Genomic DNA, 16743 nt, shown 5'->3' with positions numbered 1-16743 from the left:
TACTTAATAATAAGCTGTGACCTTTCACGCTCACTTTTATCCTGCAGCTCTCATATAGACAGGCCAATCAGCAATAAAACCAAACACGGTGGTCACTTTATTATTTTTATAGCCTACCCCAGATGCTCATAATAAGTTGTACGTCTAATGTTACTTAATTGATAAATGACGATAGAACGATTACTCGGTGATTTGTAAGGCGGCAACCGCAGGTAATACTTTACCTTCTACAAATTCTAAGAACGCGCCGCCGCCCGTTGACATATAGCTGACCTCATCAGCCACTTGATATTTATCAATTGCCGCTAACGTGTCACCGCCGCCCGCAATCGAGAACCCTTGGCTGTCTTTAACCGCGTTTGCCACAATTTGCGTACCTTGTCCAAAAGCATCGACTTCAAATACGCCGACCGGTCCATTCCATAAAATGGTTTTTGCCTTAATAATAGCAGCCGCTAATTGCTCAGCGCTCTCTGGCGCGATGTCTAAAATCATGTCATTATCGCCGATGGTATCGACCGACTTGATAGTCGCCGCCGCTTTTTGTAATGAGCCGTTAAAGTCCGCAAAATCAATCTCATTTTTATCGGCCACGACCACATACTCTGGCAATAAAATCTCAGTCTTACTCATAATATCACGAGCGGTATCGACCAGTTCCGCCTCATATAATGATGCTCCAACGCTATGACCTTGCGCTGCCAAAAAAGTATTGGCAATACCGCCGCCAACGATAATTTGCGAGCAGACTTCAGCTAAGCTATGCAGTACTTCAAGCTTGGTCGAGACTTTTGAGCCACCAACGATTGCCAGCATCGGTTGGGCTGGCGTTTCAAGCGCAATACTTAAGGCATCAAGCTCAGCGGCCAATAAAGGTCCAGCGCAAGCGACTTTGCCCGCTTGATGCATCGCTTGGGTCACGCCTTCGGTTGACGCTTGCGCGCGGTGCGCCGTGCCAAAAGCGTCCATGACAAAGACATCGCACAAATCCGCATATTTTTGCGCCAACGCTGTGTCGTTTTTCTTCTCGCCGTTATTAAAGCGCACGTTTTCTAACAGCACGACTTCGCCTGCCTTGATTGCCACGCCTGCCGTTAGATAGTCTTTATTTAAGCTGACTGGCGCAGCTAGTTTATCGCTTAAATAATCAGCAACTGGCGCAAGCGAATAGATGGCCTCAGGACTGCCTTCTGTCGGACGACCAAGGTGTGAGCAAACAATCACCGCCGCGCCTTTTTCTAACGCCATTTTGATGGTAGGCAAACTGGCTTGCAGACGCGCATCGCTTGCGACTTTGCCATCTTTGATAGGCACATTTAAGTCTTCACGAATCAATACCACCTTATCCGCTAAGCTCAGCTCACTCATACGCAAAAAATTCATTACCTGCTCCTATGCATCATCTATGGTTAATCTACAATATGGCTGTTTGCTAACTGCAAAACGTTTTTACGAAATAGTCATCTTAAAACGTATATTATGGGTCATTCTCGCACTTGGTGCTATAGAACTGTCCAAGCAAGAATTTCAGCGGTGTATTCTAGCAGTTTTTAGTCTTCTCTTATAAAGAACTGCGATAAATTTTGCGCTATAGATTATCAATCCATATAACTGCCAAATTTCAATAGTAATCACACGCACTAAAAACAGTAACATTTCGTGGTGGCACTTCATCATTAGGCTGTTTATGATAAAGGCGTGTTTATGATAAGCACCGTTGGCTCTAAAAAAGCAGCTTATTATAAAACCTATGATGATAATGAATAATAAACCTAACAATAAAAACAATTTCTCAGGAGAAAATTATGAGTATTGATATTGAAACTGCCAAACAAGACCTGCTAAACCTAAAGGAAGAATATGAAACTCGCATTGATAAAATCGAAGACCATATTCAAAACCCGCAAGACGACCTCAATGAACATTGGGAAGATCAGGCCATCTCATACCGTCAAAACGACATGCGCGCAAGCTTGATGGATGAAGCGCGTCAAAGCCTTATCTACGTCGAAAACGCGCTAAGCCGTATTGAAAACGGTACCTACGGTGAATGTGAAGTGTGCGGTAAACAAATTGAAGCGCAACGCTTAAAAGCGCTGCCATATGCTACGTTGTGTATGGAACATGCAGAATAATTTTTAATGGCTATTTTAAATAAATGTCACTTAAAATAATGTCATTTGAAATAAATGTTAGCTTTAAAGATTAAAGAATTGATATAACTTTCTAATCAAGCAGGTGTTTGCCATCTGCTAAGCGCCTGCTGCCATTGCTGACAACGCGCGGCAATTTTCTCTACAGGCAAATCCATAATATCGCCAACGACCGCCACATAGGCAATTGGCAAACCTGCCAGCTCGGTTATATTTTCCGCCGTCAATCCCCCTATCACGCAGATATCAATCCCCTGTTGACAACCTTCGATGAGCTGCTGGCGAGATATCACATGGGCATTAGGTTTGGTATTTGAAGCAAAAACTGCGCCCATCGCCGCATAGCTTGCGCCGTTTTCTTTTGCCTGTTTGACCAGCGCTACATCGCCGTGACAAGTTCGCCCAATAATTTGTTCGACTGCAAGATAACGTTTGGCATCATCGATAGCGCCATCTTGTTGACCTAAATGCACCCCGATGCCAAGTTTTTTGGCAAGTGCAACATCATCGTTCATTACAACTGCAACGTCATGAGCTTTGGCCAAGCTGACTATCTGCTGCGCTTCCTCATAGAGTTTTACTTTACCATTGACCGCTTGTAAGGTTTTTTTACGGCGAATTTGCAATAATGCTACTAGCCCTGTTGCTAATGCTGCTTCTAGTTTTGCATATAACACTGCGAATTCATCATCATTGGTCAGTAAATATAGTTTGGGCGCGGGCGTCATAGCCGATACTTGGAACATATGGTTTTTCCTTAAACGGGCTTAAATTTGACCCAATAAAAAGGCTGTTATATCGCATAACAGCCTTATACATCAATATTAAAATAGCACGCTTATACGGTACGGCGAGTCGCCAAACTGTTTAAGATATTTTTCGCATCACCCCAACGTGTCGCTGAACTGTTTGCGCCCAAAATCACGATAATCGCTGGACGATTATTAACGCGGGTTTCCATCACCACGCAGCGCCCTGCTTCATTGATAAAGCCAGTTTTTGAGATACCGATTGGATAGCTGCCATCACGCACTAAGCTGCTGGTGTTGTTGGCTTTATAGGTACGGTTGCCGCTTGAGTAGTTAGAGACATAAAAGTCATAGCTTTTGGTGGTCGAAAAACGACGAATGACATCGTAGTTGCCAGCTGCACGTACCATTTTAACGAGGTCATTTGATGAAGCGACGTTACGCTTATCAAGACCCGTAGGGTCACCGAAGAAAGCGGTGGTCATGCCCAAATCTTGGGCTTTACGGTTCATAGCGCGCATAAAGGCACTATAGCCACCTGGATAATTACGCGCTAGGCTTTTTGCCGCTGGGTTTTCTGATTTCATCAATGCCATGAGTAGCATCTCAGCACGGTTCAAACGGTCACCTGATTTAAGGTTTGAGCTGGCGCGTTTTGGACCGACGAAATCTTCTGGATCAAGGGTAATCTCTTCACGCATGTCAAGACCGGCGTCTAGCACCACCATCGCTGTCATAATCTTAGTAATACTTGCCATCGGACGGGCAATATCAGCAGCTTTTTCGTAGATAGATTCGCCGGTTTCAGCATCGATGACCACAACACTGCGCGAATCGGTACTGATCGGAATCATACTACCGCTGTTAAAACCACCACGATAGGCGGTGTTATAGCTGTTGGTATTATTGAAGCTACCAAAACTGTGTGCATTAGTAATATTGGTGGCGCCGTAGCCATTGTCTACTTTTTTAATCGCCGAGCTATTACTGCTGTTGTACATGATTTTACGCGCTTCAGATAAGCTGTCGGCACCGCCCCAGCTCACACGAGCACTAGACTCAGAGCCAGAACTACCATTAATGGTAAGTGCCGCTTGTGCAACACTGCCCAAACTCAATGAAATCAGAGCAGCGATTAATTGCTGTTTGGTTAATGGTAGTTGCTTCATTATGCCTCCTGCAGCCGCGCTGCCATTAGTTAGATAATCGGTTACATACTAACTAATATCAACAACGTACGTAGCGTTTGTGGTTGTGTTTGTAGATACTCGCATAGAGTTTTTGTATTTTTAGTGTATCATGGTTTGCATTTAAGTTTAATCTACTAAATCAATTAGATGTCGTTTTTTGACCACATTCAAATTTTACTACATTTACTTTATATTACAGCAATATTAATTAACAATGGCGCAATATAGCATTACATTTAAGCTTATAAGGGCGCAATTGCAAAGTTCATATAAAAGTATGCTGCTTAATATAAAGGAATTTGTGAGTTTACATATTTTAGTCAATAAATTTATAGCAGCTGACATTTATAATAAGAAAGTAAAATCATTTAGATAGTTTAAGTTTAACAGTGCACCCTTTATTCTGACCAATAGAAAAGAGTATAACTATGATTCGAGTACTAGTAGTAGATGATCATGATTTGGTGCGAATGGGCATTAGCCGCATGTTGGCAGATAGTGCCGATATCGAAGTCGTCGGCGAAGCAGATAGCGGCGATATGGCGATTAAACTGGCAAAACAGCTGCGTCCGGATGTGATATTGCTCGATGTCAATATGCCTAATATTGGCGGGCTTGAAGCCACCAAACGTCTCATTCAGCTTGATATGGGCTTTAAGATTTTGGCCGTGAGTAGCATGTCAGCGCAGCCTTACCCGTCGATGCTCATCAAGGCAGGTGTCAACGGTTATATCACCAAAGGGACACCGCTTGATGAGATGATACGCGCGGTGAAAAAAGTCTATCAAGGCGGGCGTTACTTTAGCCAAGACGTTGCCGAGCAATTGGCGGATGTTCTGCTATCTGATAATGCCAGCTCACCTTTTGACTTATTAAGTGACCGTGAAAAACAGGTCGCCATGATGGTGGTAAATTGCCAAAGTCCGCAGCAAATCGCCGACCAGTTATTTGTCAGTGTCAAAACCATCAATACTTATCGTTACCGCATTTATGAAAAAGTCGGTGTCGATAGCGATGTAAAGCTGACCCATTTGGCCATTCGCCATGGGCTTATTCAACCGTAAGTTAGTAAGCATAAATAACTAAGTATAGTAAGCACCTTCCCTTCTGTTACGCTCAACTTAAGGCTTTAGAGCCAGTGAACACTTTAAAGCCTATGAAACCTTCAAAGCCTGTGCCATCGTCAAAGTCCAAGCAACATGAGCAGCATAAGAAATCTGCTCCTAGCGTTATAGCCGCTATTACGGATTATTTTCAGCGCGATGACACCTTACCTTTGCCGCAGCTGCGCAGGTTAGGATTGATTTATAGCAGCTATCGCTTTGTCGTCAGCCTATTTTCTATGCTGATGGTGTATATCACAGCGCGCGCTAGCGATGGTTCATCATTACCAAGTTTTTTGCAGCAAACCGCGCTCAGTTTTTATGTCCTTTTAAGCTTAATTTTATTGGGTTTATTTTATGTGGTGACCAAGCATCCACGGCAACAGCTGGCGTTTGGTTTAGCGGTAGACGTCATTATTTTAAGCTTACTGCTCTATACCGCTGGCGCGCCTGATTTGCAGTTGACCATGCTGTATATGGTGGTGGTTGCCGCCAGCTTTATGCTGCTTCATAGCTCGCAAGCGCTGATTATTACTTTACTGGCGATTATTTTCGTTATCTATCAGCAGTTTTTTTATGCGATTGCCAATAGCATGAATTTGGCAAATTTAGGCGATGCGCTCCTGATGTCAGCCAGCTTTTTGGCAGTCGGCGGTTTGAGTTGGTCAATCTCGCAGCGCTTGGTACAAGTTGAGAAAGTAGCGGCCCGCCACGCCAAAGAAGTCGAACGCTTAAACGTTATCAATCAAGAAGTCATCACCCAAATGGCCAACGGTGTCATCGTCATCGATTGTGAACAAGTGGTTTTAGCCAACCTTTCGGCTTATCAATTACTGAGTATTCCAAATGCTACGGCAATGGATGCAGAGTATGTTGAGACAAATGCTGCGCTAAGTAGCTCACAAAATGATTCGTTAAACAATTTTTTAAACAGCACTTCTCCAAAAAATCATACAAAAAACACTTCAAATCATCTTGCAGATAACACCCTCTCTGACTTTCAGCAGCAGCTTCGCGCGCAACATTTGCAGCTTTTTGAAGCCTGCCTATCGATAGAAACAGGACAATCTCGCAGTTTTATTTATGAGTTGCCAACTACTGCCAATGCGTCTGTCTTTGGTAAGCTGCGCGTCGAAATCATCCCACTAAAAAATGACAGTAAGCTTGTCATATTGGAAGACTTACGCCGCGAACAAGCCAGCGCCCAACAATTAAAATTGGCCTCACTCGGGCAGCTGACCGCCAGTATTGCTCATGAAATAAGAAACCCTTTAGCCGCTATCTCGCAAGCCAGTCAACTACTAATAGAAGATGTTGAAGAAAATCAGACAGTAGAGGATGTAAGCGCAAACGATGCCTTGGCTGGTAATCATGAGCTTTATAAAATGATATTCACGCAAACAAAGCGCGTTAATCGTATTATTGAAGATGTTTTAAAACTGTCACGCCAGCAAATCGCCAATCAGCAATTGATTGCCCTTGCCGATTGGATGCCAGAATTTTTGGCAAACTACTTTCAAGGTCACGATGTTTTTTTACACAGCCATGCGCAGCCGACCATCTCATTTGACCCGCATCAGTTAGAACAAATTTTTATCAATTTGATTAACAATGGCTTACGTCATAGCAGTTATGCTCACCCTCATGCCGTTGTGGAAATCGAGATTTATTGTGCCGACAACGATGTTATAATTGATGTATTGGACGATGGCACAGGTGTAAGCACGGCAGACTTAACCCACCTGTTCAATCCATTTTTTACTACTGATAAGGCGGGCACAGGTTTAGGCTTATATTTATCGCAAGCATTTTGTGAGGCCAACCATGCTCGCCTACTTTATATTCCAGAACACAAAAAAACTTGTTTTCGTTTGATTGCGCCTGCTATTGACAACGCAGCCATTGATAATGAAGCAGCTAATAAAATGAAGTAGTTGAAAACTTAGACAAAACCTATTTTTAATGCCTTGTAGTATTTTAAGACAATGAGATGATGTATGACCACAACCGCGCTAGTCGTTGATGATGAAGTAGATTTATGCCGCTTGATGCAAATTACCCTAACCAAGATGGGCATCAAAAGCGATGTGGCTTATACCTTATCGCAAGCCAAAACCTATTGGCAAGCAAACGACTATGACTTTTGTCTAACCGATTTAAAACTCCCTGATGGTTCAGGCTTAGAGTTGGTTAAACATATTAGCAGCAGCTCAAGTACGCCCATTGCCGTGATTACCGCGCATGGCAGTATGGATTTGGCGATTGAAGCACTGAAGCTGGGCGCTTTTGACTTTGTTAATAAGCCGCTTGAGCTGCCGCGCCTGCGTCAATTGGTTGAAAATGCACTCAAGGTTATTCATCAAGATAACGCCGCAAAGTCAACGCCTGAGCGCTCACCTGAGCAACAAATGCTCGATAGTCGTTTGATTGGCGACTCAGCCGTCATGCACCCGCTAAAAAATACCATTTTAAAATTAGCGCGTTCGCAAGCGCCAGTTTTTTTATCGGGGGCATCGGGCACTGGTAAAGAAGTGGTTGCGCGCTTAATCCATGACTTAAGTCCGCGCCGTGATGGCAGCTTTGTACCAGTCAACTGCGGCGCGATTCCATCAGAACTGATGGAGTCAGAATTTTTTGGTCATAAAAAAGGCAGCTTTACTGGCGCTGTCGCTGATAAACAAGGACTGTTTCAACAGGCCAATGGCGGCACGCTATTTTTAGATGAGGTCGCTGACTTGCCACTAGCGATGCAGGTCAAATTACTGCGCGCCATTCAAGAAAAAACCGTGCGTGCAATCGGCGATACCAAAGAAGTGCCAGTTGATATTCGTATCCTATCAGCGACGCATAAGGATTTAAATCAGCTGGTACAAGCAGGTAGCTTTCGCCAAGATTTATATTACCGCATCAATGTCATTGAGCTTAAACTGCCGACGCTTAACGCAAGACGTGATGATATACCGGTATTGGCCAAGCACTTTTTGACCCTGATTGCCGATGAATGGCAATTGGAGTCGCCGCCAACACTGACCCATGCTGCGTGCGCGCGTCTACAACATCACGACTTTGCTGGGAACGTACGCGAATTACGTAATATCCTTGAACGTGCAATAACCTTGGCGGAGACATCCACTATTGATGCCAGTCATTTGGGCTTGGCTGATTTCGACAACCAACAACTAGAGAACGCGCAAGAAGCTATTGCAGAAGTAGAGCAAAATAACAACGCTGACAAAGCGACCCTTTCGAGTAATACTATTTTAGATAAAAGTGAAAGCTTAGAAGCGCAATCTATAAAAGATAATGTGGTAAAAAATGACGTAGAAGCCGTAGAAAAAGACAGCGCACAACAAGCAAAAGCTACTATATCTCCTTATCGCACCATTACGCAGCACTATCCTTCAATGAATGCGCACGCTGCAGCCAGTCCTACAGCACAACCTGATAAAACAGCAGCCAGCGCTATGTCAGAACCATTAAGCAATGAAGCAGAAAATTCAGAAAATTTAAGACCACCCGTAAATCAAGAAAATATTAGCACCGGTCAATTACCTGCCCAAGGCTTAGAGCATTATTTGCAAGAGCAGGAAAGGCAGCTGATTATTACCGCCCTTAAACAGACAAACTGGAATAAGACCCAAGCTGCTGAATTGTTGGGCACCACTTTCCGCTCGTTACGCTATCGTATGTCAAAGCTTGGAATTGCTGAAAACCAGTCTGAATAATATATAAGCGCTAACCATAAGACGATAATTAAATCAGTTCGAAAAGTCTCAGTTTAAATGCTAACGAAATTAGGGCTTGGCTTTAACAGTCGGCTTTTCAGTCACGTGCTCGATGATTGTATTGTTTTGAGTCACTTTATTTTTAACAACTTTAGTATTAGTGTCATCTTGATTAGGAACGTTTGCTGCTTGAGATTTTCGTACAAAGCGAACACCCGACGGCAGGGCTTTTTGTCTGAGTAAATCAAGCGCCTGTTGCTCCCATGTGCTTTCACTTCCTGTTAAAGTCACATCAGGCGCTACCCCAACCCCATCTATTTTTTTACCCGAAGCGGTCATGTAATGAGCAACGGTCAGCTTTACCGCCTGCTCGTCATTAAGCGGTATCACGGACTGCACCGAACCTTTACCATAACTGACCTCGCCTAAAATAGTCGCGCGTTTTTGCGCTTGCAAACTACTGGCTAAGACCTCAGCCGCTGAAGCAGAATAACGATTTTGCAACACCATAACTGGCATGGTATCTAATAACGCTGCACCTTGCGTCGATAGTGTGCGGGATTCGCTTTGACGACCTTTGACTTGTACCACATCGGTATTGGTCATAAATAAGCTGGCAACGCTTACCGCTGACGCCAATACACCGCCTGGGTTGTCACGCATGTCTAATAAAATTCCCCTAACAGGCGCATCCAAATCAATTAACCCTTGTAACAGCTTTTCACGGCTATTGTTTTGAAAGGCGGGTAATCTAACAATAGCCATTCCATCTACCAGGCGCGTTTCAATAACTTGTGGATGGTTGTGATTACGCTGTAAAGTCGTGGTATGTTTACGCCGGCCTGCTTTTGATGTCACCACATCTACTTGGGTACCTGCAATGCCCGTTAGCAATTGCTCAATGTCATTACTTTCTTCGTCTTCGCCAAGTTTAAACTCGTCTACTTGGTGCAAATAATCACCAACGGCAATGCCTTTTTTATCAGCAGGCGAGCCATCAACCACCTCAGTAATCACCCAATAGCCTACTTTAGGCTGATACTGCACCTTGATACCGATATCGCCGACGTCGCCTTCAGTAAAAGCGCGCAGATTCTCATAAGCTTCTGCATCCAAAAACTCAGCGTGGCTATCAAGCTTGGTCAACATCCCGCTCATGGCATTGCTAAATAACTCTTCGTCATTCACCGTATCCACATATTCGCGTCGTACCAAATCAACGACAGCTACAAAGGTTTTAAGCGTTTCAGGCGAAATGGCCTTTAACGATACTTGCGCAACTTCGGCGGGAATATCGGTGTTTATCACCTCTGACTCGTCATTTAGCGCGCTTTCATCGGCGACAGCATCTATCGAGTCATCGACTTGATCGGCAGATTCGAGCATATCGGCGATATCTGATAAATCGTCGGCGCTATTAGCTTCCTCGTTATTATTTAAGGATACATCGTCGTCGTTAAGTCCAATCAATTGCAAGCTTGCTGTGGGATTTTTGCCAGTATTATTGATTTTTTGATTATCATTGGTAGCAGCCTGTGCCGGCATATTGACCACACCCAACCCTACCACACCGCTAATAAGGGCGGGTTTTAATAGCTGAGAGCCGATTGATTTGACATTAAAAGACTTCATTTTAAAAGATTTAGAAGCAATAGATTTAGAAGCAACAGGCAATGGCATGATGATATTTCTCAAGCTTTTAGACCGCAATAAGGATAAAGGGCGAATTGGACGCATAATAAATTACTCAAAAAAAGGATTTGGTTATTATTTTTATAACTTTCAGATTATATGGATATTTATGATTATAAAGTTATTCATGAACGATGTCGTCTAAAATAACACTGAGCTTCTATCTAAGACTAGGACAGTATTGCAAGTAACTTAAACAATATGTATCAAGCAAAATGCGGCGAAGCGTAGAAAAAATGCAAAAAAAGGGAAAGATACTCAATACCTTTCCCTTTTTATAAAACCCAATAGCTTTAGCAGTAGTAATAGACTGCTAAATAACCCTATTAAATGTCTAGTTTATGTAGCCGAAAGCAGTAAGTTTTTACCGGTCATCTCATCTGGCTGTTCGATATCCATTAATGCCAAAATCGTAGGCGCGATATCACTAAGCTTACCGCCGCTACGTACTTTTACGGCTTTCTCACCAATATAAATCAATGGCACCAGCTCAGTGGTATGCTGCGTATGCACCTGACCACTTTCATAGTCTTGCATCTGCTCACAGTTGCCATGGTCAGCGGTTATCAGCATATCGCCACCCGCAGCGCGTACCGCTTCTTCTAAACGACCAATGCACACATCCAACGCCTCTACCGCTTTGACAGCAGCTTCAAAGACACCTGTATGCCCGACCATATCGCCGTTGGCATAATTAACCACCAACACATCATATTTACCAGATTCGATAGCAGCGACCAGCTCATCGGTCACTTCAGGCGCGCTCATTTCTGGCTGTAAATCATAAGTAGCAACATCAGGCGATGGCACTAAAATCCGCGTCTCGCCTTCATATTCATCTTCGCGGCCGCCGCTAAAGAAAAAGGTCACGTGCGCATATTTTTCAGTTTCAGCGATACGTAGCTGGGTCTTACCTTTATCTTGTAAATACTCGCCAAGCGTGTTGGTCAAAGACGCTGGATAATAGGCAATACTGGTTTTTGGATTGTCCGCTAGCACGTCAGAATACTTCGTCAACATCACAAAAGCAGCAAGCTTTGGTTGCTTATGACGGGCAAAACCAGAAAACTCATGATCTGGTAGCACAAAGGCTTGCGCAAGCTCACGGGCACGGTCAGCGCGGAAGTTCATAAAAATAAGTGCATCATTGTCATCGACAGTATAAGGCACTTCGTCGCGACCAATCACCACCGTTGGATTGATAAACTCATCAGTTTCGCGTGCTTTATACGCCGCTTGTATGGCGCCATCGGCACGTGTTGCTAAGCGATCGGCTTTACCTTCGGTGATAAGCTCATAGGCTTTTTGCACGCGGTCCCAGCGATTGTCACGATCCATTGCATAATAGCGCCCGATAATACTGGCAATTTGCACGCGGCCACCTTCGTAATGGTCATTAAGCTTAGCAATATGGTCACGTAAGCGGTTGATGTACTTATCAGCAGATTTGGGCGGCGTATCGCGACCGTCTAAAAAACAATGCACAAAGACATTTTTGGCACCGTGTACCAATGCCGAATGGCACATGGCTTCGATATGATCTTGGTGCGAGTGCACGCCACCATCAGACAACAATCCCATAATATGTACGTTACCGCCAAGCTTATTTGCCGCTTTCACCGCATTAACTAAGGCTTCGTTTTTATAGAACTCACGATTGGCGACTTCATTTGAGATACGAGTGGAGTCTTGATAAAGCACGCGGCCGGCGCCCAAATTCATATGGCCAACCTCTGAGTTACCAAACTGACCATCTGGCAGACCGACATCTTCTCCTGAAGCCGATATCAATCCATGCGGATATTGCTGATAAATCTTATCCAAATTTGGCATATGGGCGGCAGCAATCGCATTATCCTTATCGTCTTCACGATGCCCAAAACCATCTAATATCATTAAGACATGGGGCACTTTTTTATTTTGCTCGCTATCTTGCTTATTATTGAGCTGAGCCTGACTATCGTCGATAATTTCTGCTTGTTGCTGGTTATGGGTCATGGATTACCGCTCCTCAAGTGAATGAACGCCTAGAATGCTATCTTAGGATGTTTACAGTCCTCTATATTAACACATATCTCGAAATAGCTGAAAAATCGCCCTTTTAAGCCATATTTAAGCCCTTAAAAATTCTGTCATTTCATGGTAGATAAAGTAAATACTCAACATCATTCATGCTGCTCATTAACCCTACGTAGCAATCTGTAAATCGTACTTGCAATCACTCAAGTCATTGGTTAAGATAATTATATTCTGAAGTGTTGGCTAGTAGATGTTTATTCCCTGAGCCGATAATGCTTTACCAGGATGTGGTACCTATTGCCTCATTGTGTATGCCTGCACCGCTTGCGGTGTCTCAGGAAACCTGCAGAGGCAGTGACGCATCCGCCCTGAACTTCACGGTTCATGGGTCACCATCTTACGGCGGCACTTCGGTTGTTTTATTCAGTTATTAGCTATTTTATTTATAAATATTATCTTTTATAAAAAATGGTTTTTAACACTCAAAAAGCCCCTTTTATTAATGATAAAAGGGGCTTTTTTTATGCCAGTAAAAATGTCTATTTAATAATAAATTGATTATTCGTCATTGGCAGATTTGGTAATTTTCTTCACATCTTTAGGGATGTTTTTAGCCGTCCCATCGACAGTAGTATGTTGTTTAAACACATTGCCAAACGGATTTTGTTGCTGTTGACCAAATGGATTTTGGTTGTTCATACCACTAGCACCGCCAAATGGATTTTGACCGCCCATGCCGCCTGCGCCACCAAACGGGCTTTGTCCACCCATCTGTTTTGCCATCATCTCCATCATTTTTTGCTGATTGTTCATAACGTAATTATTAGCAAAGTCTTTGAGCTTTTTTTGCACCGGCGGCAATATCACCAGTAAAGCTAATAAATCACTGAGCACACCCGGAATCAGCAGCAAAAGACCCGCCGCTGCTACAGCGACACTTTTAATCATGGTTGATTCTTGTGGACGCATCGCAGGGTTCATCATACCGCCCGCTTTCATCTGCTGCGCCATTGGATTGAGTGCTGCCATCCCTTTACGTATAAGAGAGATACCGATAACGGCAGCGATAATAAACCACATAAACACCCACCAACCGCTCATAAACTGCGCAAGTAAATACCAAAGCAGCATCTCAATAATAAACCAAACGATGGCAATACCAACTATCTGACCCATAAAGTGTCGTCCTATAAGATAAAATCTAAAAATTAAGCGCCATGCAAATTAATATGGCTAACATATGATGTATATGGGGATTGATTGCTATACTATCAAACTTACGGCTGATTTTTAAGCCATAAAACAAAATGTAAGTAAGACGGAATACTATGGCAATTATTATCGGGATTGACCCGGGTTCGCGCATGACCGGTTATGGCATTATCCAACAAACGGGCGACAAACTTACGTATATAGACGCAGGCACCATTCGCACAGATACCAAAGAGATGCCTGAGCGCCTAAAGCGTATTTTTAATGGCTTAACGCGTATCACCCAGCATCATTTAAAATATGGCGACGAGCCAATTTATACCGCTATCGAGCAAGTTTTTATGGCAGAAAACCCAGACTCAGCGTTGAAGCTCGGGCAAGCACGTGGTGCGGCGATTGCCGCTATGGTCGCTCTTGATTTAGAAGTATCGGAATATACTGCTCGCCAAATTAAGCAAGCGGTTTGCGGCTATGGTGCGGCGGCAAAAGAGCAAGTACAAGAGATGGTCTGCCGCATTTTGGCGTTAGAAGTTGTACCCCAGCAAGATGCCGCTGATGGGCTTGCCTGCGCCATTTGTCATGCGCATTCAAGCCATTCAATGAACAAACTGATATTAAACAGCGCCATGCGTGGTCGCGGTGCTTCGAAGAAAAAAGGCCGCTGGCGTTTGACCGAAGAAGACTTAGGCAATTTGCGTTAATATAAAAACAGATATTCATAGAATAAAGCAAACGCCCATAAAAAAACACGCGTGCAAACGGCGCGTGTTTCTTGTTTAAATTATCTCTTCTATTTGAGTCATCGTTTAAAATAATAAAAATGACCAACAGACCTACTCTAACAAAGCATTACTCTACCACGCTACTCTCAATCACTGCATCGAGTACATAGGCATATTCTTGCGCTTCTTCATTCTCGTTAGCGTCTAACTGATAGCGCTGAAGACGTAGTACTTCATCGTGCATACCATCGGGCTGATAGCCATCGATTTCACCGTTAAAGGCTGTCCACTCACCTTCGCTAACCTTGATACCTTGGTCATCATAAGTAATGGGTTTTACTTGTAAGCATAACTCTGAACTCTTGTCGGCGCAGGCTACTTTCTTAGCATTGACCGCCCAAAATACCGTTTCACCTTTACTGTTATATTTGGCTTGTGAGGTTAACTTACCTGCCCAAACTAGCGTCGCCGCATCGCTTGTTATTTGCGTTAAGATTGGTTGACGACTTTCAGCCGTTGCGCTCTCAGCACGACCGTTTTCGACATTGGCGTCTAATACTAAGGTCAATTGATTCTCGCCTTGCATTAGCTCATTCAATTGGTTTTCAGCCTTATCAAGCTCACCGCACGACATTTTGGTGCTCATACCGTCTTCGATGGTCAACGTCTGACCTTGAAGCTGATATCCTGCGCTCATGGTATTGCAGCCGACACTATAATTTAGGCTATTCTCGCCTTGGTATTGGCTAAAGCTCAAGCGCACTTGGTCTTTGATATCGAGCAATGTATTTAGTGGCTGGGCGCCTTTATCGCTTGCAGACATCAGTGTCCAGCGATAACGGGTAAGATTGGCTATCATTTGTTCTTCAGTGCTCATCTCAGCCGCCTTGGTCTCATCATTTTCTAGCGTAGCATCAGGCGTAGCAGCATTACCATCGACTCCGTTAGCATTTTCTGTCTGTACATCATTATCGCTTGGTACTGAGGATTCTTGGCAGGCAGTTAATGTCAGACTTACCGCTAGAATGCTAGGCAATACAGCAAATCTAGCCAAAGACTTTATAAAAGATGATTCCGTAAAATATTGGGTGTCAAAAGATGAGGTCATAACAGTCATACCTTGTGAGTAAACCTTTTCGATATTCCGCTTTTTAGCATACGAAGTTTTTACTATACAAATCGCAATTGTATCTATTTTTGTAAAGTGTTCATAATTTGACCACTATAGCGCCGATGTCATCTATTATTGTTACAAAGTGTTTAATTTTATAGATTGATAGTAACTGTTTTCGATAGTTTTTCTAATTTTACAATAAAAAAAGCCTTAACTGGCTAATATGGTGGTTAGCGCATTAAGGCTTCTGGCTATGTAAAGCTCGATTTATAAAGCGACCTTATCATTCATCATAAGCAGGTTTGGCTTTTGCCATATTTTTAATACTAAAGCGCTCATGCATCATTTGATAAAAACGCGCCAAATTTTCGCCCTGCTCGTTTGGATTAAATTTTAGCGCTTTACCAAAATCTAGACCCAAATACAGTACGATATCGGCAAAGCTTAACTGGTCACCGACCAAATAATCATGACCGTTTAAGGCATTTTCAAAATAAGGTAGGGCTTTTATCGCGCGGGCAATAGAGGGCGCGACAAACTCAGGTACTTGCTCGACACGCTGCGCTTTGGACGGATGGCTATGCTGAAACGCCAGCATAAAGTTGTATAGCACCTCAAACTCGGCAATACGGCGCATCGAGCATACTTGCGCCCGCTGTACGACGTCATTACCCATCACCGAGCGCTCGCCATAAACACGGTCGAGATACTCGCATACCGCCTGCGAGTCATTCAGCACCGTACCATCATCCAAGGTTAATACCGGCACCGTCTGCATGGGATTGATTTTGGTAAATTCCTCGGACATCTGCTCATTGGTAGCAAAGTCGATATCGACCACATCAAGATCATCCATATCATCGACATCGATACCTTTTGACGCTAATAAAATAAGCGCTTTACGTGGATTTGGGGCGGTACGGGTTAAGTATAATTTTTTCATGGCAAACTCCTTGTAAGACGGTTTTAAAGCGACTCAGCGCCCTTTGGTTTTATTATGATTATTGCATTATCGTTCATGGATAAAATTATGAATATCATGTGTAGATATTTCAGCCTGTTAT

General features: G+C 43.5%; 13 protein-coding genes and 1 other RNA gene. 6 read left to right on the top strand and 8 right to left on the bottom strand.

Going from position 1 to position 16743, the window contains the following annotated elements:
• Positions 1-180: 180 nt before the first annotated feature.
• The gene (locus JMX70_RS00625) at positions 181-1383 is read right to left on the bottom strand and encodes a phosphoglycerate kinase (RefSeq protein WP_201588747.1); all 1203 of its coding nucleotides are present in this window, start codon (positions 1381-1383) and stop codon (positions 181-183) included.
• 422 nt (positions 1384-1805) lie between these two features.
• Here JMX70_RS00625 and JMX70_RS00620 point away from each other — a divergent pair, with 422 nt between their 5' ends.
• The gene (locus tag JMX70_RS00620; RefSeq protein ID WP_144297721.1) at positions 1806-2135 is read left to right on the top strand and encodes a TraR/DksA family transcriptional regulator; all 330 of its coding nucleotides are present in this window, start codon (positions 1806-1808) and stop codon (positions 2133-2135) included.
• Between the two features lie 95 nt (positions 2136-2230).
• On the opposite strand, the gene JMX70_RS00615 is transcribed toward JMX70_RS00620, so the two are convergent.
• Both JMX70_RS00615 and JMX70_RS00610 read right to left on the bottom strand, forming a co-directional pair.
• A complete protein-coding gene (locus tag JMX70_RS00615; protein WP_201588745.1) occupies positions 2231-2899 on the bottom strand; it encodes a thiamine phosphate synthase in 669 nt (222 codons plus the stop codon).
• Between the two features lie 92 nt (positions 2900-2991).
• Complete coding sequence (locus JMX70_RS00610; protein WP_201588743.1) at positions 2992-4071, bottom strand: serine hydrolase; 1080 nt, start codon at positions 4069-4071, stop codon at positions 2992-2994.
• A gap of 449 nt (positions 4072-4520) precedes the next feature.
• On the opposite strand from JMX70_RS00610, the gene JMX70_RS00605 reads away from it, so the two are divergent.
• From JMX70_RS00605 to JMX70_RS00595, 3 genes are all read left to right on the top strand, one after another.
• Positions 4521-5156, top strand: a complete 636-nt coding sequence (locus tag JMX70_RS00605) for a response regulator (protein ID WP_102076814.1) — start codon at positions 4521-4523, stop codon at positions 5154-5156.
• Positions 5157-5230: 74 nt separating this feature from the next.
• The gene (locus tag JMX70_RS00600) at positions 5231-7129 is read left to right on the top strand and encodes a sensor histidine kinase (protein WP_227671108.1); all 1899 of its coding nucleotides are present in this window, start codon (positions 5231-5233) and stop codon (positions 7127-7129) included.
• A 63-nt stretch (positions 7130-7192) separates the two neighbouring features.
• Complete coding sequence (locus JMX70_RS00595; protein ID WP_201588740.1) at positions 7193-8920, top strand: sigma-54-dependent transcriptional regulator; 1728 nt, start codon at positions 7193-7195, stop codon at positions 8918-8920.
• Between the two features lie 69 nt (positions 8921-8989).
• On the opposite strand, the gene JMX70_RS00590 is transcribed toward JMX70_RS00595, so the two are convergent.
• Entirely contained in the window at positions 8990-10657 is a 1668-nt protein-coding gene (locus JMX70_RS00590) for a S41 family peptidase (RefSeq protein ID WP_227671107.1), read from the bottom strand.
• Positions 10658-10951: 294 nt separating this feature from the next.
• Positions 10952-12610 (bottom strand): 2,3-bisphosphoglycerate-independent phosphoglycerate mutase, encoded by a 1659-nt coding sequence (gene gpmI, locus JMX70_RS00585; RefSeq protein WP_191692209.1) that lies wholly within the window; start codon positions 12608-12610, stop codon positions 10952-10954.
• Between the two features lie 246 nt (positions 12611-12856).
• Here gpmI and ssrS point away from each other — a divergent pair.
• A non-coding RNA gene (gene ssrS, locus JMX70_RS00580) (6S RNA) lies at positions 12857-13052 on the top strand.
• Positions 13053-13189: 137 nt separating this feature from the next.
• Here the strand turns inward: ssrS and JMX70_RS00575 are convergent.
• Positions 13190-13807 (bottom strand): FxsA family protein, encoded by a 618-nt coding sequence (locus JMX70_RS00575; protein WP_201588738.1) that lies wholly within the window; start codon positions 13805-13807, stop codon positions 13190-13192.
• A gap of 152 nt (positions 13808-13959) precedes the next feature.
• On the opposite strand from JMX70_RS00575, the gene ruvC reads away from it, so the two are divergent.
• Positions 13960-14544, top strand: coding sequence for a crossover junction endodeoxyribonuclease RuvC (gene ruvC / locus JMX70_RS00570; protein ID WP_201588736.1), 585 nt, complete (start codon positions 13960-13962; stop codon positions 14542-14544).
• 148 nt (positions 14545-14692) lie between these two features.
• On the opposite strand, the gene JMX70_RS00565 is transcribed toward ruvC, so the two are convergent.
• On the bottom strand, positions 14693-15673 hold the full coding sequence (locus tag JMX70_RS00565; RefSeq protein ID WP_201588734.1) for an META domain-containing protein: 981 nt from the start codon (positions 15671-15673) through the stop codon (positions 14693-14695).
• 289 nt (positions 15674-15962) lie between these two features.
• Positions 15963-16622: a glutathione S-transferase family protein gene (locus JMX70_RS00560; protein ID WP_102076821.1), complete on the bottom strand. Its 660-nt coding sequence runs from the start codon at positions 16620-16622 to the stop codon at positions 15963-15965.
• Positions 16623-16743: the final 121 nt, after the last annotated feature.

It is taken from the genome of Psychrobacter pulmonis, assembly GCF_904846465.1.
GTDB classification, from domain to species: Bacteria; Pseudomonadota; Gammaproteobacteria; order Pseudomonadales; family Moraxellaceae; genus Psychrobacter; species Psychrobacter faecalis.
This window is presented reverse-complemented; position numbering and strand designations above follow the sequence as displayed.